Origin of the sequence: Colwellia sp. RE-S-Sl-9, from assembly GCF_048296855.1 — a bacterium.
In the GTDB taxonomy this organism is placed as follows: Bacteria; Pseudomonadota; Gammaproteobacteria; order Enterobacterales; family Alteromonadaceae; genus Pseudocolwellia.
The window spans coordinates 248,971-267,965 of record NZ_CP182631.1 but is presented as its reverse complement, the minus strand read 5'-3'; the positions used below and the strand labels follow the sequence as shown (position 1 = coordinate 267,965).

Annotated in this window: 23 protein-coding genes; 12 read left to right on the top strand and 11 right to left on the bottom strand. The window is 34.7% G+C overall.

What is annotated here, in order from left to right; genetic code table 11:
- Positions 1-10 precede the first annotated feature (10 nt).
- Genes ACM9HF_RS01130 through ACM9HF_RS01115 form a run of 4 tightly spaced genes read right to left on the bottom strand, consistent with a single transcriptional unit; the run spans position 11 to position 3,360 of the window.
- A complete protein-coding gene (locus ACM9HF_RS01130; RefSeq protein ID WP_473613730.1) occupies positions 11-529 on the bottom strand; it encodes a chemotaxis protein CheW in 519 nt (172 codons plus the stop codon).
- Positions 529-2,676 carry a chemotaxis protein CheA gene (locus tag ACM9HF_RS01125; protein WP_473613729.1) on the bottom strand — a complete coding sequence of 716 codons (2,148 nt, stop codon included), beginning with the start codon at positions 2,674-2,676 and terminating at the stop codon, positions 529-531. The genes ACM9HF_RS01130 and ACM9HF_RS01125 overlap by 1 nt, the downstream gene beginning before the upstream one ends.
- A gap of 10 nt (positions 2,677-2,686) precedes the next feature.
- Complete coding sequence (locus ACM9HF_RS01120) at positions 2,687-3,046, bottom strand: response regulator (protein WP_473613726.1); 360 nt, start codon at positions 3,044-3,046, stop codon at positions 2,687-2,689.
- Positions 3,047-3,084: 38 nt separating this feature from the next.
- Entirely contained in the window at positions 3,085-3,360 is a 276-nt protein-coding gene (locus ACM9HF_RS01115) for an STAS domain-containing protein (protein WP_473613724.1), read from the bottom strand.
- A 243-nt stretch (positions 3,361-3,603) separates the two neighbouring features.
- Between ACM9HF_RS01115 and ACM9HF_RS01110 the strand changes: the two genes are divergently transcribed.
- The 4 genes from ACM9HF_RS01110 to ACM9HF_RS01095 all read left to right on the top strand — a co-directional run bounded on the left by ACM9HF_RS01110 (position 3,604) and on the right by ACM9HF_RS01095 (position 6,059).
- Positions 3,604-4,149 (top strand): septation protein A, encoded by a 546-nt coding sequence (locus tag ACM9HF_RS01110; RefSeq protein WP_473613722.1) that lies wholly within the window; start codon positions 3,604-3,606, stop codon positions 4,147-4,149.
- A 35-nt stretch (positions 4,150-4,184) separates the two neighbouring features.
- The gene (locus tag ACM9HF_RS01105) at positions 4,185-4,487 is read left to right on the top strand and encodes a YciI family protein (protein ID WP_473613719.1); all 303 of its coding nucleotides are present in this window, start codon (positions 4,185-4,187) and stop codon (positions 4,485-4,487) included.
- 24 nt (positions 4,488-4,511) lie between these two features.
- Positions 4,512-4,919: a lysozyme inhibitor LprI family protein gene (locus ACM9HF_RS01100; protein ID WP_473613717.1), complete on the top strand. Its 408-nt coding sequence runs from the start codon at positions 4,512-4,514 to the stop codon at positions 4,917-4,919.
- 303 nt (positions 4,920-5,222) lie between these two features.
- Positions 5,223-6,059 (top strand): spondin domain-containing protein, encoded by an 837-nt coding sequence (locus tag ACM9HF_RS01095; protein WP_473613714.1) that lies wholly within the window; start codon positions 5,223-5,225, stop codon positions 6,057-6,059.
- A gap of 97 nt (positions 6,060-6,156) precedes the next feature.
- Here the strand turns inward: ACM9HF_RS01095 and ACM9HF_RS01090 are convergent, their stop codons facing one another.
- From ACM9HF_RS01090 to hemA, 7 genes are all read right to left on the bottom strand, one after another.
- Positions 6,157-6,918 (bottom strand): RES family NAD+ phosphorylase, encoded by a 762-nt coding sequence (locus tag ACM9HF_RS01090; RefSeq protein WP_473613712.1) that lies wholly within the window; start codon positions 6,916-6,918, stop codon positions 6,157-6,159.
- A gap of 45 nt (positions 6,919-6,963) precedes the next feature.
- Positions 6,964-7,806, bottom strand: a complete 843-nt coding sequence (kdsA, locus tag ACM9HF_RS01085; protein ID WP_473613711.1) for a 3-deoxy-8-phosphooctulonate synthase — start codon at positions 7,804-7,806, stop codon at positions 6,964-6,966.
- A gap of 47 nt (positions 7,807-7,853) precedes the next feature.
- Positions 7,854-8,657 carry a tetratricopeptide repeat protein gene (locus ACM9HF_RS01080; protein ID WP_473613708.1) on the bottom strand — a complete coding sequence of 268 codons (804 nt, stop codon included), beginning with the start codon at positions 8,655-8,657 and terminating at the stop codon, positions 7,854-7,856.
- A 72-nt stretch (positions 8,658-8,729) separates the two neighbouring features.
- On the bottom strand, positions 8,730-9,092 hold the full coding sequence (locus ACM9HF_RS01075) for a SirB2 family protein (protein WP_473613706.1): 363 nt from the start codon (positions 9,090-9,092) through the stop codon (positions 8,730-8,732).
- Between the two features lie 64 nt (positions 9,093-9,156).
- On the bottom strand, positions 9,157-10,014 hold the full coding sequence (gene prmC, locus ACM9HF_RS01070) for a peptide chain release factor N(5)-glutamine methyltransferase (RefSeq protein WP_473613703.1): 858 nt from the start codon (positions 10,012-10,014) through the stop codon (positions 9,157-9,159).
- Between the two features lie 25 nt (positions 10,015-10,039).
- Positions 10,040-11,122, bottom strand: a complete 1,083-nt coding sequence (prfA, locus tag ACM9HF_RS01065; RefSeq protein ID WP_473613702.1) for a peptide chain release factor 1 — start codon at positions 11,120-11,122, stop codon at positions 10,040-10,042.
- Between the two features lie 161 nt (positions 11,123-11,283).
- Positions 11,284-12,552: a glutamyl-tRNA reductase gene (hemA, locus tag ACM9HF_RS01060; RefSeq protein ID WP_473613700.1), complete on the bottom strand. Its 1,269-nt coding sequence runs from the start codon at positions 12,550-12,552 to the stop codon at positions 11,284-11,286.
- Between the two features lie 198 nt (positions 12,553-12,750).
- Here hemA and ACM9HF_RS01055 point away from each other — a divergent pair, with 198 nt between their 5' ends.
- The 8 genes from ACM9HF_RS01055 (at position 12,751) to ychF (ending at position 18,926) form a co-directional block, all read left to right on the top strand.
- On the top strand, positions 12,751-12,912 hold the full coding sequence (locus tag ACM9HF_RS01055; RefSeq protein ID WP_473613698.1) for a hypothetical protein: 162 nt from the start codon (positions 12,751-12,753) through the stop codon (positions 12,910-12,912).
- A gap of 11 nt (positions 12,913-12,923) precedes the next feature.
- Positions 12,924-13,406 carry a lipoprotein insertase outer membrane protein LolB gene (gene lolB, locus ACM9HF_RS01050; protein ID WP_473613696.1) on the top strand — a complete coding sequence of 161 codons (483 nt, stop codon included), beginning with the start codon at positions 12,924-12,926 and terminating at the stop codon, positions 13,404-13,406.
- Between the two features lie 25 nt (positions 13,407-13,431).
- Entirely contained in the window at positions 13,432-14,316 is an 885-nt protein-coding gene (gene ispE, locus ACM9HF_RS01045; protein WP_473613694.1) for a 4-(cytidine 5'-diphospho)-2-C-methyl-D-erythritol kinase, read from the top strand.
- Positions 14,317-14,427: 111 nt separating this feature from the next.
- A complete protein-coding gene (locus ACM9HF_RS01040; protein ID WP_473613693.1) occupies positions 14,428-15,375 on the top strand; it encodes a ribose-phosphate pyrophosphokinase in 948 nt (315 codons plus the stop codon).
- Positions 15,376-15,508: 133 nt separating this feature from the next.
- Entirely contained in the window at positions 15,509-16,288 is a 780-nt protein-coding gene (locus tag ACM9HF_RS01035) for a substrate-binding periplasmic protein (protein WP_473613692.1), read from the top strand.
- 231 nt (positions 16,289-16,519) lie between these two features.
- Entirely contained in the window at positions 16,520-17,143 is a 624-nt protein-coding gene (locus ACM9HF_RS01030) for a 50S ribosomal protein L25/general stress protein Ctc (protein ID WP_473613690.1), read from the top strand.
- A gap of 23 nt (positions 17,144-17,166) precedes the next feature.
- Positions 17,167-17,751 (top strand): aminoacyl-tRNA hydrolase, encoded by a 585-nt coding sequence (gene pth, locus ACM9HF_RS01025; RefSeq protein ID WP_473613686.1) that lies wholly within the window; start codon positions 17,167-17,169, stop codon positions 17,749-17,751.
- Positions 17,752-17,834: 83 nt separating this feature from the next.
- Complete coding sequence (ychF, locus tag ACM9HF_RS01020; RefSeq protein ID WP_473613684.1) at positions 17,835-18,926, top strand: redox-regulated ATPase YchF; 1,092 nt, start codon at positions 17,835-17,837, stop codon at positions 18,924-18,926.
- Positions 18,927-18,995 lie beyond the last annotated feature (69 nt).

The window sequence follows — 18,995 nt, the reverse complement described above, 5'->3', positions numbered from 1 at the left end:
CTCTCTTATATTATTCGTGAGGTTTTATGGTTTGAAGGGCGTGTACGTTAAGTAAAGTAACCACGTTGTCACCTACATTAACTAAGCCATCAATATAATGTTGTGGTACACACCCACCAAATGCGGGTGATTTTTTAATTTCATTATCATCAGCGTTTAATACTTCAGAAACGGCATCTACAACGAAACCTATTGTTCGTGTAGAATGGTCAAGTTCGACCTTTAATACGATAACTACGGTTACTTCTGAATAATTGGCTTCACCCATATTAAATTTAAGACGTAAATCAATAATAGGAACAATAATGCCTCGTACATTAATAACGCCTTTAACATCGCTAGGAGAATTCGGAATTTTGGTCGGTTGTTCCCATATCCTGATTTCTTCAACACACAAGATATTTACAGCGTATTGTTCTGTTCCAAGTAGAAAAGTAAGATATTGTTCACCACTCGTTATAAAATCGATCCCTTCTAACGAGTACTCTCCTTCTACGGGGATTTCAGCAGCTAAAGATTGAATATCCATTAAAAAGATACCTCTTCAGAATGTGTAGAATGTTGAACATTATGATTGAAGTTTTTTTGTGCATTTTTTTGAGCCATATGAATAATACCTGGTATATCCAGAATCATAGCTACCGAACCATCACCTAAAATTGTAGCCCCTGAAATGCCTTCAACTTGTTGATAGTTTACACTTAAACTTTTAATCACCACTTGTTGTTGAGCAAGTAAGTCATCAACCATCAAGCCTATTTTTTGATCTTCAGCTTCAACAACAACCAATAACGATTTATCCACTTCTTTTGTTTCAGCTTCAATATTAAATAACTGATAAATAGGTAGTACAGGGACATTGTCTTCACGTAATCGGTAGAGCACCATATCTCCAGATACACGATTAATTAACTCGCTTTGCGCTTGTAATGATTCAACAATGGTAATTAAAGGAATAATATAAATCTCACTACCTACCCTAACGAGTTGACCATCTAAAATAGCCAGTGTCAGTGGTAAGTGAACTTTAAAAGTACTTCCTTTACCTTCAACAGATTCTATTTGTATGCGGCCACCTAGTGATTGAATGTTCTTTTTAACCACATCCATACCAACACCTCGCCCTGAAATATCACTCAACTCTTTTGCAGTTGAAAACCCTGGCTCTAAAATCAGGTCGAATACTTGTGCATCAGTTAACGATGCATATTCATCAATAATGCCTTTTTCTATTGCTTTATCTAAAACAGCTTGTCGCTTTATTCCTCCTCCATCATCACTGATTTCAATAACAATACTGCCACCTTGATGATAAGCATTGAGAATAATAGTGCCGAGTTCAGGCTTACCGTTAGCAACTCTAACTTCTGTAGATTCAATACCATGGTCAACTGCATTTCTTACAAGATGAACTAAAGGGTCACCTATTTGTTCCATTACAGTTTTATCAAGCTCTGTTTGCTCACCTTTTAAAATAAGCTCTATTTGTTTGCCCGTTTTTTTAGATAAGTCATGAATTAAGCGAGGGAAACGATTAAAAGCAAAACTAATAGGAAGCATACGTATACGCATAACACTTTCTTGTAGCTCTTTAGTATTTTGTAATAGTTGCTCTAATCCTGTATTCAGTCGTTCAACTTTAGACAAGTCAAAATCATTCCCTAATTCAGATAACATCGATTGAGTAATAACTAACTCCCCCATTAAATTGATCAAACTGTCTACTTTATCTACCCCGACGCGAATTGAACCAACATCAGTTTTTCCTTTTACTTTAACTTCTGGTGGTTTAGTTACTGGTTTAACAATTTGTACTTTAGGAGTTTCTTCTAATGGGGAGTTATCAGTTAAGTCTTCTATCGTATTATTGGAGTTATCTACTTGTTGATTATCTTGCGTGTTTTGCTGAACATTTTCTTGTTCTAAAATATTATCTTTACTTGCTTCAACAGCACAATTTTTAGTAATCGTTAATTTACATTCATCCTCTACCCATTCAAATATTTCTTCTATTTCTTGTATTTCTATATTTGCGGCGGTAACTAATGTAATTTCCCAACTTAAATAGAGCTCTTCTGTATCCATGTCATTTAAAGCAGGCAGTTCTTTTGCATTTGCTTTAATGGTCATTTCACCCAATTCAGATAAAGCATTGAATAAAAACATGGGATCATTACCGGTTTTAACTAAATGATGCTCAGGAACAAATTCTATTTCCCAAATAACGTTATCTTGGTTTTCAGCCTCATTTGACTGACTGGTAGTTTCGGCTGATGCTTGTGTTTCAGAAATATTTTCATTCAGTGTTAATGTTAATTGCTCTGATGTGAGTGTTATTTTTTCGTCATTGCAGGTGGTTTCATTTTGAATAGCTTCTATTAATAATTTAATACAATCAACAGAGTCTAGTAATATTTCAACATCACTTTGGGCAATTTCTCTGCGACCATCTCTCATCTCATCTAACAAGGTTTCAACTAAATGAGTGAATTCTGTAACATGATCGAAACCAAATGTTCCTGCTCCTCCTTTTATAGAATGTGCTGCTCTAAAAATAGAGTTAATAGTTTCAGTATCTCCTTGCTCTAAATTAAGCAAACTAGATTCCATTAACGCCAAGCCTTCAAAGCTTTCTTCTAAAAAGCTAGGAATAAATTGGGAAAGATCAATGCTCATGATGAGTTACCTAAACAACGCGCTTAATCGTTGCTATGAGTTTTTCTGGATTAAAAGGCTTAACCAACCAACCTGTAGCCCCTGCGGCTTTACCTCTTTGTTTCATATCACCCGAACTTTCAGTGGTTAACATTAAAATAGGCGTAAATTTAAAGCTGGATAATTTACGTAACTCCTGACATAAGGTTATTCCATCCATAATGGGCATATTGACATCCGTGATAACTAAATCGAATGACGCAGTTTTAGCTTTATTAAGACCATCTTGCCCATCTTTTGCTTCAACAGTGTCATATCCCGCACTTTTCAAAGTAAAACTCACCATGTCTCGGATTGAATTAGAGTCATCAACAATCAGTATTTTTGTCATATTATTTTCCTAATAAATTAATACTTAAACAAGAAAGCCTAAACATTTGTAAATTGAGTTAATAGCGCTTCATTAAGCCCTAATTGCTTGACTGTGTTTTGAATAACAGAAGAATTACATTCCCATATAAGCTCTTTATTTTGAGATAAAATGTAAGTAACTGCCGCCAAAAGAAATTGAATACCTAAGGTATCTATTTTTTCTACATCATCTGAATTCAAAGTGATTGTGTCGTTAATATCAATGAACTCTAGGAAATCAACCTGACATGTATATACCTGAGCAACAGTTAATTGAGATGGCAACGTAAACATAAGATTTCTTTAGTTCATAGAATATTGGGGTTAATTAAAACTTAGAACAAATAAATAAGACTGCAAGTTTTTACAAAAAATAGTAAAAATAAGATTAATTAAAAAGCATCAATTTTGTATGAGGAAGGATGGAAATTTAAATGTATTATAAATATTTACGTAAAAAGCACTTAATCAGTTGGCCTACTCCCCATCATTCGTTAGAATTGAGGTACTATTTATTTTTAAAATCTACGGATTTATATGCAAGCCTTTTTTGAATTTTTACCTCTTATAATTTTTTATGTTGTGTGGAAGTTAGCTGATATTTATTGGGCAACTGGCGCATTAATAGCGATGTCTGCGCTTCAGGTATTATTTTATATTGTGCGCGGTAAAACAGTTCCAACAAAAACGTGGATATTTTTTGGTTTGATCACTGTTTTTGGAGGGTTAACTATATTTATGCATGACGATACGTTCTTAAAATGGAAAGTAACCATTATTAATGGTGTTTTTGCAGCAGCCCTTATCGTCAGCCAATATGTATTTAAGAAAAATATCATTAAACAATTTTTAGGCGAGTCACTTTCATTACCTGAAAACATTTGGAATAAACTCAACTTAAGCTGGGCGTTATTTTTTGCCTTTTGTGGGGCACTTAATTGGTATATCGCCTTTAATTTTGAACAAGAAGTTTGGGTTAACTTTAAAGTATTTGGCTTAACGGGCTTAATGATTGTGTTTTCAATATCTTCAATTTTTGCCTTATATAAATACTTACCTAAAGAAGAATCTGAAAAACAGTAATAATATTTCTTATTAATTCAATAAAAGAGTCAACAATGTATTATTTAATCTATAGTGAAGATGTAGAAAACAGTTTAGCCCTACGCATGAGTGTTAGAGAACAACATCTTGAGCGCCTTAAAAGCTTACAGAATGAAGGTCGTTTATTGGTTGCTGGACCTTGCCCTGCGATTGATAGCGAAAACCCAGGAGATGCTGGTTTTACTGGTTCATTAGTTATTGCTGAATTTAATAATTTAGAAACAGCACAAGCATGGGCTGATGTAGATCCTTATATTGCAGCAGGCGTTTATAAAAAGGTAACTGTTAAACCATATAAAAAAGTATTACCTACCTGATATATAAAGAGAATAAAAACATTTATGATAAAATTTTTAATTGCTATCGCTACTCCTTTTTTATTCTCTTCGACTTTAGTGTTTGCTGAATCAATGGATCCTGTTTTTGCCAAATGTACATCTAAAAAAGAAGATAAAATCAAATACTCCCAATGTTTAGATACGGTAAAAATAAAAATAGATAGAGAACTCGAAACATGGGTAAATAATCAATTATTTATTCTCGAAGAAATTGCGAGAACAACAGGTAGAAAATCAGCATACGACATGTTTAAACGTTCACAAAAAAACTTTGTTACCTTTAGAGATAACAATTGTAAATGGCAGTTTTTAGCCCAATTACCGTCAAATGCCTCTGCGCCAACCTATAAAGAATGCTACATATTAACCAGTAAAGATAGAATTAAAGAACTAAGCCGTCTTGCTAGGTAAATTATTTTCTTAAATTTCATTAACCACTTAAAATATTAGTATTTTATAGCACCAAGTTGATTAAGTTATTATTCAACTTGGTATATATCCCCGTTACCACTCAAGAGGCTATTTCAGAGCGCTTGAATGATAATGGGTATATACACCTCTTTCACAATAAAACATCTCTTCTCTTTGCCTATTATTTACACTTTTAATCTTTTGTTATTCCTCTGTGATAATTTTGTGATAGTTGTTGCTTATTATGTTAATTGATTGTTACTCACATTAATTATTAATAAAAACATATTGGGAAAACTTATTATGAACATGTTCAAAAAAGCGATATTAACAACTATTGCAGGCACAGCTTTATTGTCTGGTGCTGCAAATGCGGCACTTGTTGAAGTGGAAGTCAGTAATTTATTTGATGCTGGTGGTTTAGCACTAACACCAGTTTGGTTAGGTTTTCATGATGGTTCTTTTGACTCTTTTGATGCAGGTACTACCGCGTCAGCATCTTTACAAGCTTTAGCAGAAGGTGGCGATGTTTCTGGTATTGTTTCTGATTTCTCAGTAAGTAATGCAAGTGGCCAACAAGGTGTTTTAACTGCACCTGCAGGTTTTGCAGGCGCACCAGTGTTTGAACCTGGTGAATCAGCGACATCAGCTACTTTTAACATAAACTCAACTGACAGCGGCTATTTTAGTTTCTTATCTATGTTAATTCCTACCAACGATGCTTTTATTGGTAACGATAATGCTATGGCTTATTCGTTATTTGATATTAACGATAATTTTGTTGGTTTAGATATTCTAATATTAGGTAATAATGTGTGGGACTCTGGTACTGAATTAAACACAGGTTATGGCTCTCCATTTTTAGCTGGAGCTAACGCACAACCTAGACAAGATGAAAATGGTGATGTTGGCCAACATTCTGGTTTAACAGTGCTTGCAGGCGGGTTATCTATTTTTGGTGGTAATACACCAGCGGGTTATTCTATTGATGCAGTAGCGGCTGACTTTACAGCACGTGGTTTTGAAGTAGCACGTATTACAGTAAGCCAAGTACCGGTTCCAGCAAGTGCAGGATTATTTGCTATGGGTATGTTTGCTCTAGCGGGTTTTAAGCGTCGTAAAAACAGTGTAAAAGCATAATTATTCTACGCTTACATTACATAACTCAAGTTCGGGTTAAAAACTAAAAAAGGTGATAGAAATTTCTATCACCCTTTTATTTTTATACCAAATAATATTAACCAACTATATTGATTCTATTTTTAAGCTTTAATACTTCAATACTCTCAGGAATACAATCAGCAGAATTAATATCAAAGAGGCATAAATTGAATTTAGTTATCCCGCGTAACTGAGCTAGATCTTGATTTTTAAACTCATTTTCAGACATAGCAATAAATTGAGAAGGATATTCTATTCCATCAATCCCTTTACTTTTAAAGAATTCTGCAATTATTTGTGTAGGAATGTATTCCCTATTTTGATGTTCAGCATTATCTAACGGCATTGAAAACATAGTTGCTAAACTATATGTAACATCAGGTGACGAGTAACTTAACCAATCAAAACTATCGGATACGTAATCAAATTTTAATACTTTAAGGTTTTGAATAATTTCAAATTTAGCAACACTAATAGGTGCATTAGCAGATGCCCTGACTTCAGAAACGGCTATATTTTTATCCTCAGCCAAATAAAGAGCATTAACATTATACGCATTAAGTCTGCCACTTGATCTCATATTAGGAACAGGCTTCATATCCTTTACATCATAACTCTTCTTTACATATTCATTAGTTGTATTTTGAAAGCTATGCGCTCGAGCACGGTAGTATTTGGAACCTTCAGAGATTAATTTAATACGATTACCACGAGAGTCATCTCTACTGCTAACACAATATTGATAGAGTTCCTCTAAAAAGTCATTAACGTCATCTGAATAAAAAAAACGGTTAGTTTCGCAAACCTCTTTACAGAAATTAGCTAATTTAGTTTTCATTTCATCCACAATATCTACATCCCTTTACTTTTAAAGAGGTTAACACTATCCAGTAATTAAAGGATCGAAGCTTTTAACCACATCATCAATCGCTTTCATTTGCTCTAAATAAGGTTGTAATTTATCTAAGGGTAATGCACATGGTCCGTCACACTTAGCTTGTGTAGGATCAGGGTGAGCTTCTATAAACAAACCAGCAATACCAATGGCCATCCCACTTCTGGCTAACTGAGCCGCTTGTGCTCTTCTTCCGTCAGCAGATTCACTTCTACCGCCCGGTTTTTGTAGAGCGTGCGTGGCATCAAATATTACCGGTGCATAGCCTTTCATTTCGTCCATAGCAAGCATATCTACAACTAAGTTGTTATAGCCATAACAGCTACCACGCTCACATAAAATCATTTTTTCGTTACCTGCTTCGGCAAATTTAGTAATGATATGACGCATTTCATGTGCTGCTAAAAACTGAGGTTTTTTGATGTTAATAATGGCGTTAGTTTTTGCCATAGCAACAACAAGATCCGTTTGACGTGCTAAAAAAGCAGGTAGTTGAATAATGTCTACAACCTCTGCTACCGGTTGCGCTTGATAGGGTTCATGCACGTCGGTAATTACAGGTACATTGAAGGTTGATTTAATTTCTTCAAATATTTTTAAACCTTCATCTAAGCCTGGTCCACGGTAAGAGTTTATAGATGATCTATTGGCTTTATCAAAAGAGGCTTTAAATACATAAGGTATGTTCAGCTTTTGAGTAACTTCTACATAATGCTCAGCTATTGTCATGGCTAAATCTCTTGATTCAAGCACGTTCATTCCACCAAAGAGTGTAAACGGTTGATCGTTAGAGATATTGATATTATTTAGTTGAATAGACGATAACGCCATGATGATTCCTTCTGATATTTCAATTAATTTATCGTGTTGATTGAGTATTAGTGCAATACATTATCAACAACGGTTATTTTTTCTAACTGCATTTTTAACAATTGCGCCGCTGGATCTTTAGGACACTGCTCAACAAAGTACTGATAATCGTCGTATGCGACTTTAAAACAATCTAGTTGATGTAATAAAAACCCACGGTCTCTTCTTTCAAATGGATCTTCAGGGCGTAGTTCAATTAATAAATCAACACACTTTAACGCTTGGTCAAAAGCGAGTTCTCTAATTAAAGAATTTTTAAGTGCTGTTAGGTGTTCAATAATTAAGGCTGTTTTTTCCATTGAATGTAATTCTAAATTACTTGGATCACCTTCTACGTCCTCCATACGATGATCAAGTTGTTGCCAATCTATAGATTCACCATTTACAGGATCAAAAATAATAGCATAGCTATCATCACAGCTTATTCTTACCATAACATTATCAGGCACAAACACTATGTCAGCTTCAAAGTAACACGCTTCTATAATATGCTGTAAAATTACTGCTTTAACCGTGGGCGCTAATACTCTGTAACCAATGCCTGTTTCTATTTGAAAAGAAATAACAGGCCAAAACGCTTTCGGATTATCAATAAACATTTGCTCTACAAACAATTCGTTAATTAATACTTCTACTCGCTCTAAAGGGTTGTCAATATCGTCTATTACCAATTGGCAACTTTCAATAATATTTTCAATACCTTGCATCGATGTATTATTTCGACCAAAAACAAACTCTTCGATTAACAAAAATAAATGCAATATGCCTTTTTCGTCTGATTGGAGTTCAGATAACAATAATTCGTTCTTCAAAATAATTCTATGTTTCCTGTATGTGCTAATACCATGCTATATGGGGTAAAACGCCAATATTTAAAGTGGGTGTTAAAAGAAAACACCTTGCTTAGTCATAGCCAGTCTTACAATTAGCATTATCCAACCTAAAGCCCCTAAATAACCTATAACTCTCATCATGTTATTTTTAGCAAGTTTCAATGTATAGTAACCAGTAAATATATATGCGAATACTGCCAATATTTTTTCGCCTAACCAAAGTTGTTCCATCGGGTTAATAGATAATTTAACGGCCATGACGACACCAATAACAAGTAAAAGTGTATCTATTATATGTGGAGCTATTTTCACCCATTTTTTATCAAGTTGAGCAGAGTTCATTAATAACCAAGCAAAACGTAAAGTAAATAAGCCAACACTGAGTAATGCTAAAGTCATATGTAAATGTTTCATGGTATTTCCTATAATTTTTATTATTTTGTGTAAGTGATTAATTTAAATAAATTATTGAATTATTTTAAGCTGTTCCGAAAGTTATCCTATCGTTCCCTGAGTAATCTTGAACAGTTTTAATATGACTAAATTGCAAGACAGACATTATTTTTCTGACCTCTTCACCTTGATTATATCCATGTTCAAAAAATAGATAACCACCTTTCTTTATATACTGCTTAGACGCTTTTGCAATTTTTTCAATATCCGCTAAGCCTTTATCTTTCGCAACTAGTGCACTTAAAGGTTCGAAACGAACATCACCTTGCGATAAATGAATATCGTTTTCATCTATATAAGGAGGGTTACTTATAATAATGTCGAAACGCTTTTCTAATGGAACATTAGAAAACCAGTCGCTTTGATAAATGTGCACATTATGAATATTCAAATGTTGCGCATTTTTTTTCGCTAGCGTTATAGCATCGTCACTATAATCAATCGCTTCAATGTTCCACTCAGGTTTTTCTGATGCTAACGAAAGTGCAATTGCTCCTGTGCCAGTACCTAAATCAATACAGTTTATTTTACCCGCTAAGTGTTGCTCGGCTTCCGATAAAACTTGTTCTATTAATACTTCAGTATCAGGACGAGGAATCAACGTTGAAGCATTACAATAAAACGGTAAAGACCAAAACTCTTTAACACCCGTAATATAAGCAATAGGCTTACCTGATAAGCGTTCTTGGATAAGAGAATTAAATGACGATAGCTCACTTACAGATAATTTTTTTTCAGGCCAAGTATATAAGTAATTAATTTCTTTACCTAAAATAAGACTTAAAAGTACCTGTGAATCAAGCTTGGCGCTATCAGATACTTTTTCAAGTAGTGAAGCACCAAAGTCTATTTGATTTTTTATGCTATTTTTTTCAGTTAGCATGTATTAGCACTTAATTTTAGAAGTATTAATCAGAAATTTCAGCTAATAGATCAGCTTGGTTTTCTTGCATAATAGGTTCCATGATCAGCTGTAAATTACCTTCCATAATTTCACCTAAACGATAAAGTGTTAAGTTAATTCGGTGGTCACTCATACGGCCTTGAGGGAAATTATACGTACGAATACGTTCAGAACGATCACCACTTGCCACTAAGTTACGACGAGAGGATTCTTCTTCACTTCTACGTTTTTCATCTTCCGCTTGTTGTAACCTAGCTTGAAGAACCGACATCGCTTGCGCTCTGTTTTTATGCTGTGAACGTTGATCCTGACATTCAACCACTACACCTGTTGGTATGTGCGTAATACGAATAGCTGAATCGGTTTTGTTTACATGCTGACCACCCGCACCTGATGCTCTAAACGTATCCACTTTTAAATCAGCTTTATTAATTTCAATCGCTTCAGACTCAGGGATTTCAGGCATAACAACAACAGTACAAGCTGATGTATGTACACGACCTTGTGATTCTGTTTCAGGAACACGTTGCACACGATGTCCACCAGACTCAAACTTCATGTGCCCGTAAACACCGTCACCATTAACTTTCATGATAACTTCTTTAAAGCCACCTTGCTCACTTTCATTAGAGTTCATTAACTCTATTTTCCAGCCTTTCTTTTCAGCATAGCGTGTATACATACGATATAAATCGCCAGCAAAAATAGCAGCTTCGTCACCACCTGCACCTGCTCGTATTTCTACAAAACAGTTGTTATCGTCTTTTGGATCTCTAGGTAATAAGAGTATTTGTAACTCGTCCGTTTTTTCTTCAACGGCTTTTTTAGCACTTTTAAATTCGTCTTGTGCCATTTCACGCATATCAGGATCATCATCCTTTAGCATTTCTTCCGCTGTTTCAAAATCATTAACGGCTTCTTTATAAGCATTAAATGCGTTTGTTATAACTTCTAATTGTGAAAATTCTTTAGATAAGTCTCTAAACTTATCTTGATCTGAAATAGTATCAGGATCAGAAAGTAACGCTTGAACTTCTTCGAAACGTTCAGAAATGATTTCAAGCTTTTGATAAACTGAGTTTTTCATTAATTTATTCTTTTATTAGGAAAATTTTAGTCGAACTAAAGTCGCACTATTCTAGTGCTTATCAAACCGACAGTAAATTTATTATCGCGATAAATAGTAAATGCATGATGAATTGTGTTTTTTTCATACAACAAGGAGGTTTGCAGACTGAAAGATAAAATTTATGATTTTTTATCTATATCAAAAATATCTCTTAAATAAATAAGTTTGTCTAATTCACCACCTTGGGCGGCTGACTGTAAAGCACTGGTCGGAGCATGCATAAACTTATTGGTTAGTTTTGTTGCTAACTCGGCTAATACCGCTTCAGGTTTTTTATCTCCCTTAAGCTGAATAAGTGCTTTTTCAAGTAATTGGTCACGGCTTTCCAAACATTGTTTACGGTAGCTTACAACTGTATCTTGTGTATTTAAACCTCGTAACCATGACATAAAACTATTCGATTGAGTATTTACAATACTTTCAGCTTCTACAGCGGCTTTTCTACGGTTCTCCATATTTTGAGCAATAATACTTTGGAGATCATCAACGGTATATAAAAATACATCTTCTAAGTCGGCAACTTGCTCTTCAATATCACGAGGAACAGCTAAATCAACCATAAAAATAGGTTGGTGTTTACGCTTAGACAAAGCATGCTCTACCATCCCCTTCCCTATTATAGGTAAAGTACTCCCTGTTGAGCTGATCACAATATCTGATTCACTCATACGTTCTGGTATTTGTGCCAATGTGATCACTTCAGCACCAAATTTATCAGCCATAACTTCAGCTTTAGCAAGCGTTCTATTTGCTACTGTTATTTTTCCCACATTATTTTCATAAAGATGCTTAGCAACTAACTCAATCGTTTCACCTGCTCCAACAAGTAATACTCGTACTTTTTCTAATTTAGCAAATATGTGTTTAGCTAAATTAACTGAAGCAAATGCGACAGAAACAGCACTAGAGCCTATTTCAGTTTCGGTTCTTACCTGCTTGGCTACACCAAAAGTTCGTTGAAACAACCGATCCATAACTAAAGCCATTGAACCAGCGGCTTTAGCTTGACTATAAGCTTGTTTCATTTGCCCTAATATTTGAGGTTCACCTAAAACTAAAGAATCTAAACCACAAGCTACTCGCATCATATGATTAACAGCTTGTTGGCCTTGATGAATATATAAACTAGGTAAAATGGTAGAAGCTGGAACATTATGGTATTGCTCAAGCCAATTAATAAGGCGTTCTTGAGTTTTATCAATAGTTTCATCTTGTACTAGATACAACTCTGTACGATTACAGGTTGATAAAATAGCAGCTTCTTTGCATTGAACAGAATCAAGCATGCTTTGAAGCGCTGTTGATAATGCGTCGGGGTTAAAAGAAATTTTTTCTCTTACCGATACGGGGGCAGTTTTATGATTTATTCCAACAGCAATAATAGACATAATGCTATAAATTAAGCCTTTTTAAACGTTACATTAAGAGTATTTAATATAACCATGATATAGATAATCTGTTTATTATAACCTAATCGATATCAAACTTGTGTCATATTTTTAGTGATATTTCGCAAAAATCATGTAATTAATTTTGTGAAATAGAGAGATTGATTGAAAGCATGTCCCTATCTGTGGTCAAATATAATGAACAAATTGTCATGTAGAGTTGCCATGCGCCCTTCAATCAATCAATCACTTATATTGATGTTTTTTATCGTATTATTAACAGGCTGTATATCCACACAACCTATTAACGATATTGATAAAGGCTTTTCAAGTGATATAAAAAAAGAGAAGCGAGCTTAGCTAAATTAAAAATGTGGGAAGTAAAAGGTAAAATAGCCTTTATAAACAGTACTGAACGTAAAAGCGCTTCCCTTTATTGGAAAAAATCAAAAAACAAACAACAACTTAATTTAACAACTTACCTTGGCATTAGTGTCTTAAAGTTAACCTCAAATGAAAATTTTCATACCATTGAAGTTGATGGTGAAGAATATCAAAGTAATAATTTAGACCGTTTGATTGAATCCTTAACTGATATTACATTTCCAACAGAAGCACTCTCTTATTGGATAAAAGCAATATCCTACAATGAAAAAGACACTTTTACTTTTGATCCGAACTCAAAATTACCCTTAACGCTAACCAGTCATTACAATGGTCATGTCTGGATTATTCAATACTCATCTTATCAAAGTGTTCAACAAGGTAAGTTAAAAGTTACTTTACCTAATAAAATTAAAGTAACCTCGGCAGATTTAACCATTAATATTGCAATAAATAATTGGACCATATAAACGGTTTCATATAGGACAATAAATTGTGACCACAGAAAATTTTGTTTCATTTCCATCTCCCGCTAAACTTAATTTATTTCTTCATGTTGTTGGGCAACGTTCAAATGGCTATCACGAATTAGAAACCGTATTTCAATTTTTAGACTATGGCGACTCTATTGAATTATGTGTGAATAACAGTAATAAAATTGAAATTTTAACGCCTATTGAAGGTGTAAAGAATTCCGACAATCTCATTTATAAAGCGGCTAAATTATTACAAGATCAAATCGAACATAATGCTGGTGTACAAATAAAAATACACAAAGTATTACCTATGGGCGGAGGATTGGGGGGCGGTTCATCTAACGCGGCCACTATTTTATTAGCATTAAATACACTCTGGAATATAAATCTCCCCGTTAACCAACTGGCCGAGTTAGGTTTATCTTTAGGCGCTGATGTACCTATATTTGTTAAGGGCTACGCTGCTTTTGCACAAGGTATAGGAGAAGTATTAACACCTGTAAATCCTACTGAGTTTTGGTATTTAGTGTCTAAACCTTCTTGTAGCATTTCGACCCAAGATGTTTTTAGTTCACCTAATTTGGTTAGAAACACACCTAAATTATTGGTAAATAATATAACTAACACTACAGACATAGATTTGCATATAGAGGCATGCCATAACGATTGCGAAACTATCGTAATAAAAAACTATCCTAAGGTTGCCAAGCTACTGGCTTGGTTGATAGAATACGCGCCGTCGAGAATGACTGGTACAGGGGCTTGTATTTTTTCGCGATTTAACTCAGAACACGAGGCGACAAAAGTACAATCTACACTTCCTGAAGGTATTGAATCGTTTGTAGCTAAAGGCATTAATCAATCTCCACTTGTTAATGCTATAAAAAATTTAGCTAATAAATAACCATATGTTTTAATGCTTTAACCATTATTTCTGGTTGAACAAATAATTTGCTAGCATTTATACAAATGCAGCGTTGTAATTTTAATGTCAAAGATTTCTAAGGAAATGACTGTGCCTGACATGAAGATATTTGCGGGTAACGCCACCCCTGAACTGGCCAAACAAATAGCTAACCGCCTATACATAACTCTTGGCGAAGCAAAAATTGGAAGTTTTAGTGATGGTGAGATTAGTGTAGAAATTACTGAAAATGTTCGCGGTGCGGATGTATTCATAATTCAATCAACTTGTGCTCCAACTAACGATAACTTAATGGAACTTATCGTTATGATTGATGCTTTACGCAGAGCTTCTGCAGGTCGTATTACTGCTGTTATACCTTACTTTGGTTATGCTCGCCAAGATAGACGTGTACGAAGTGCACGTGTACCTATCACAGCGAAAGTTGTTGCTGACTTTCTTTCAAGTGTAGGTGTTGACCGTGTTTTAACAGTAGACCTTCATGCTGAACAAATTCAAGGCTTCTTTGATGTACCAGTAGATAACGTATTTGGTACACCTATATTATTGGAAGATATGAGAGATCGTGAACTAGACAACCCTATAGTTGTATCTCCCGATATTGGTGGTGTTGTAAGAGCTCGTGCTGTTGCAAAACTATTAAATGATGCAGATTTAGCTATTATCGACAAACGTAGACCAAAAGCTAATGTTGCTCAAGTTATGCATATTATTGGTGATGTTGCCGGTCGTGACTGTATTATAGTTGACGATATGATAGATACTGGTGGAACACTAGCTAAGGCTGCTGAAGCGTTAAAAGAGCACGGCGCGAAACGTGTAATTGCTTATGCAACTCACCCTGTATTATCAGGTAACGCAGCAGAAAATCTGAGAAATTCAGTATTAGACGAAGTGGTTGTAACCGATTCAATTCCATTAACTGATGAAATTAAAGCGATTGGTATTGTTCGTCAACTTACATTAAGTGGCATGCTTTCAGAAGCTATTCGACGTGTATGTAACGAAGAATCAATTTCAGCCATGTTCGACGATTAAGTAAGAATAATTTTCTAATCCCTAAAAAAGCGCCTTCTTGGCGTTTTTTTATGCCTTATTGATTTTAAATCATAAAATTCAGCTATATTTAATTTAATAAGAGTCCCTTTAACTACTCAATTAAGATGAATACATGAATAAAACATATCTCACCTTTTTACTCGTGCTCTTAACTCTTCTTTCCCTAACAATACAAGCTAAAACCTCTCCAATTAATTTAAATGATGTAAAATGGCCTCCCTTCTTTTTTTCAAACCACGAAAAAGGAAAAATGGGATTAGGAAAAGAAATATTAACGACCTGTATCAATGAACTTAATTACGAAGTACACCTAAAATATCTTCCAATCAAACGTACTCATTATTATATGAAATCAGGAGATATTGACATTAGTGTTTATTCTTATAACGAGAAGAGAAAAGGTTTTGTATATTACGGTAATGAACCCATATTTACCTCACAATATGGTTTAGTCACAAAAAGATCAGACAATATAAAAATCGAAAAACTCAATGATATTAAACCTTATATATTTGGTCATTTAGATGGTTTAACCCACACAAAAGAAATACAAGATATTTTAGAAGTAAAACAAGCAAGAGGTGAAGTTTCAAAAGGTTATGATATTGATGCAATGTTCAAGCAATTATTAGCTACACCACAACGTTTTCAAATAATGGCTAATTCTAAAGAAACCCTAAAATGGAGAGCTAAACAACTCAATATTACAGAACAAGTTAAAATTCACAACTTAACAATTCAAGAAAAAATTTACTATGTTACTGTCTCTAAGTTTTCTAAAAACATTCACAACCCTAAACTATTTTTAACCAATATGGATAGATGTATTAAAAAATTAAAAGAAACGGAGCAATATCAAAATATAGCCCAGCATTATGGTTTATCAATGTAAACTAGCTCCATAAAATAACATCACTAATTCACTCCAAAATAACGGTTATATTCAAAACCACAAAAAGTTTAATGATTAACGACTATTAAACTTGGCAATACTTAGCTCGAATGTTATTATTCGGCGCCTTTTTTAGGTGGTGATTACTCATCAGCTAAACATAAAAGGAATATCGTTACTTTTGGTCGCAAAAAGTAACACACAATTAACTAATTTTATAAAGAGTATAATATGACTGATTTATTTACGTTAGAAGCTGAAGTACGTACAGATTTAGGGAAAGGTGCGAGCCGCCGCCTACGTCACGCGAACAAAGTTCCTGCAATTTTATATGGTGAAGGTAAAGATCCAATTTCTTTAACTTTAGAACACAAAAATGTTTTTCGTGCACAGCAAGAAGAAGCATTCTACACACAAGTTTTAACATTGAACATTGATGGAAAGCCTGTTGAGTGTTTAATCAAAGACATGCAACGTCACCCATTCAAACAAGTTATCATGCATTTAGATTTTTTACGCATTGATGCAACTCACCCTGTTCAAACTAACGCACCTATTCACTTCATTAATGAAGATGCTGCTGTTAAAAAAGGTGGCATAGTAGCTCATCACGTAAATGAAATCGCAGTAACTTGTTTACCTGCTGATTTACCAGAATTCATTGAAGTAGATCTTGCTTCACTTGAAGTTGGTCAAACGTTACATTTATCAGACATTACACTTCCAAAAGGTGTTACTTCTGATGAGTTAGCTAAAGGCGAAAGCCATGACCAAGCTGTTGTTACATCTAATGCTCCTAAAGGTTCATCTGATGAAGACGAAGCTGAAGCATCTGAAGAAGCAGCTGCTGAATAACAATTCTTAGGACTTATCCTTAGATGACTATTCAGTTAGTAGTGGGCCTGGGAAATCCAGGCCCCGAATACACAAAAACCCGCCATAATGCAGGTGTTTGGTTTGTAGAAGAACTTGCATCTCGTTACAACATATCTTTAAGACCTGAAAAAAAATACTTTGGCCATTACGGCAAAGGTTATATAGGTGAACAACTTGTTCATTTACTTATACCCACTACTTTTATGAACAGAAGTGGTCAGGCAGTTGCTCCCCTTGCAAATTTTTATCGTATCCCCGTAGAAGACATTCTTGTTGCACACGATGAATTAGACATGGAACCTGGAGCTTGTAAAATTAAGAAAGGCGGTGGCCATGGTGGTCATAATGGCTTACGAGATATAATTTCTTGTATGGCTAATAACAAAGAATTTTACCGTTTACGTCTTGGTATTGGCCACCCAGGTCATAGAGATCGCGTAACCGGACATGTACTTGGCAAAGCGCCAGCAAACGAACAAAGCTTAATCGACCAATGTGTTGACGAAGCAAGTCGTTGTTTTGAAATATGGCAAAAAGACGACCTTAAAAAAGCACAAAATCGTCTACACTCATTCAAAGCACAATAATTAATATTTGCTCTATATAGCTGTAAATAATCAGTCATAGAATAAATATAAAATAGCATTCAAACTTTAATAGGAATAATCTCATGGGATTTAAATGTGGCATAGTTGGTTTACCAAACGTAGGTAAGTCTACCCTTTTCAATGCTTTAACCAAAGCTGGTATCGAAGCAGCCAATTTCCCTTTTTGTACCATAGAGCCAAACACGGGTGTTGTTCCTGTACCTGATCCTCGTTTAGATGCACTTGCTACAATCGTAAAACCAGAGCGTGTACTAGCAACTACAATGGAATTTGTTGATATTGCAGGCCTTGTGGCTGGTGCATCAAAAGGTGAAGGCTTAGGTAACAAATTTTTAGCTAACATTCGTGAAACAGATGCTATTGGCCATGTGGTTCGTTGTTTTGATAACGACAACATAATTCATGTTGCGAATAAAATTGATCCGGCTGACGATATTGATGTTATTAACACTGAGCTCGCATTATCAGATATGGATACTGCAGAGCGAGCTATTCAACGTCAAGCTAAGCGTGCCAAAGGTGGCGACGCAGATGCTAAATTTGAAATCCCTGTTTTAGAAAAAATATTAAAACATGTAGAAGATGGGAACATGATCCGCTCTTTAGATTTATCTAAAGAAGAAAAAGCCGCAGTAGCTTACTTAAACTTTTTAACTATAAAACCAACCATGTACATTGCAAACGTTAACGATGACGGTTTTGAAAACAACCCTTACTTAGATGTTGTACAAGCAATCGCAGATAAAGAAAATGCTGTAGTTGTTGCAGTATGTGCTGAAATTGAAGGCGAATTATCTGAAATGGATGATGAAGATCGCGTTGAATTTATGGCTGAAATGGGCTTAGAAGAACCAGGGCTTAACCGAGTAATTAACTCAGGCTATGGTTTATTACACCTACAAACCTACTTTACTGCCGGTGTTAAAGAAGTAAGAGCTTGGACTGTTAAACAAAATGCAACAGCGCCACAGGCAGCAGGTGTTATACACACAGATTTTGAAAAAGGTTTTATTCGTGCAGAAGTTATTGCTTATGACGATTTTATTGAATTTAATGGCGAATCAGGTGCTAAAGAAGCGGGTAAATGGCGCTTAGAAGGTAAAGAATACAAAGTTAAAGATGGTGACGTAGTTCACTTTAGATTTAACGTTTAATTTTATATTCGGTATATAAAATAAAAAGCCGAATAAGAATTCGGCTTTTTTGATCTTCGATATTTTTAT

What these genes read in the sequence shown, in the direction of transcription:
- ACM9HF_RS01055 (WP_473613698.1), top strand. Translation starts at nt 12,751, where the DNA reads ATGAACAAATTGTCATGTAGAGTTGCCATGCGCCCTTCAATCAATCAA.
- kdsA (WP_473613711.1), bottom strand. Translation starts at nt 7,806, where the DNA reads ATGGCGTTATCGTCTATTCAACTAAATAATATCAATATCTCTAACGAT.
- ACM9HF_RS01095 (WP_473613714.1), top strand. Translation starts at nt 5,223, where the DNA reads ATGAACATGTTCAAAAAAGCGATATTAACAACTATTGCAGGCACAGCT.
- lolB (WP_473613696.1), top strand. Translation starts at nt 12,924, where the DNA reads ATGTGGGAAGTAAAAGGTAAAATAGCCTTTATAAACAGTACTGAACGT.
- ACM9HF_RS01075 (WP_473613706.1), bottom strand. Translation starts at nt 9,092, where the DNA reads ATGAAACATTTACATATGACTTTAGCATTACTCAGTGTTGGCTTATTT.
- prfA (WP_473613702.1), bottom strand. Translation starts at nt 11,122, where the DNA reads ATGAAAAACTCAGTTTATCAAAAGCTTGAAATCATTTCTGAACGTTTC.
- ACM9HF_RS01090 (WP_473613712.1), bottom strand. Translation starts at nt 6,918, where the DNA reads ATGAAAACTAAATTAGCTAATTTCTGTAAAGAGGTTTGCGAAACTAAC.
- ACM9HF_RS01130 (WP_473613730.1), bottom strand. Translation starts at nt 529, where the DNA reads ATGGATATTCAATCTTTAGCTGCTGAAATCCCCGTAGAAGGAGAGTAC.
- ACM9HF_RS01110 (WP_473613722.1), top strand. Translation starts at nt 3,604, where the DNA reads ATGCAAGCCTTTTTTGAATTTTTACCTCTTATAATTTTTTATGTTGTG.
- ACM9HF_RS01115 (WP_473613724.1), bottom strand. Translation starts at nt 3,360, where the DNA reads ATGTTTACGTTGCCATCTCAATTAACTGTTGCTCAGGTATATACATGT.
- ACM9HF_RS01030 (WP_473613690.1), top strand. Translation starts at nt 16,520, where the DNA reads ATGACTGATTTATTTACGTTAGAAGCTGAAGTACGTACAGATTTAGGG.
- ACM9HF_RS01105 (WP_473613719.1), top strand. Translation starts at nt 4,185, where the DNA reads ATGTATTATTTAATCTATAGTGAAGATGTAGAAAACAGTTTAGCCCTA.
- hemA (WP_473613700.1), bottom strand. Translation starts at nt 12,552, where the DNA reads ATGTCTATTATTGCTGTTGGAATAAATCATAAAACTGCCCCCGTATCG.
- prmC (WP_473613703.1), bottom strand. Translation starts at nt 10,014, where the DNA reads ATGCTAACTGAAAAAAATAGCATAAAAAATCAAATAGACTTTGGTGCT.
- ychF (WP_473613684.1), top strand. Translation starts at nt 17,835, where the DNA reads ATGGGATTTAAATGTGGCATAGTTGGTTTACCAAACGTAGGTAAGTCT.
- ACM9HF_RS01125 (WP_473613729.1), bottom strand. Translation starts at nt 2,676, where the DNA reads ATGAGCATTGATCTTTCCCAATTTATTCCTAGCTTTTTAGAAGAAAGC.
- ACM9HF_RS01035 (WP_473613692.1), top strand. Translation starts at nt 15,509, where the DNA reads ATGAATAAAACATATCTCACCTTTTTACTCGTGCTCTTAACTCTTCTT.
- pth (WP_473613686.1), top strand. Translation starts at nt 17,167, where the DNA reads ATGACTATTCAGTTAGTAGTGGGCCTGGGAAATCCAGGCCCCGAATAC.
- ACM9HF_RS01120 (WP_473613726.1), bottom strand. Translation starts at nt 3,046, where the DNA reads ATGACAAAAATACTGATTGTTGATGACTCTAATTCAATCCGAGACATG.
- ACM9HF_RS01100 (WP_473613717.1), top strand. Translation starts at nt 4,512, where the DNA reads ATGATAAAATTTTTAATTGCTATCGCTACTCCTTTTTTATTCTCTTCG.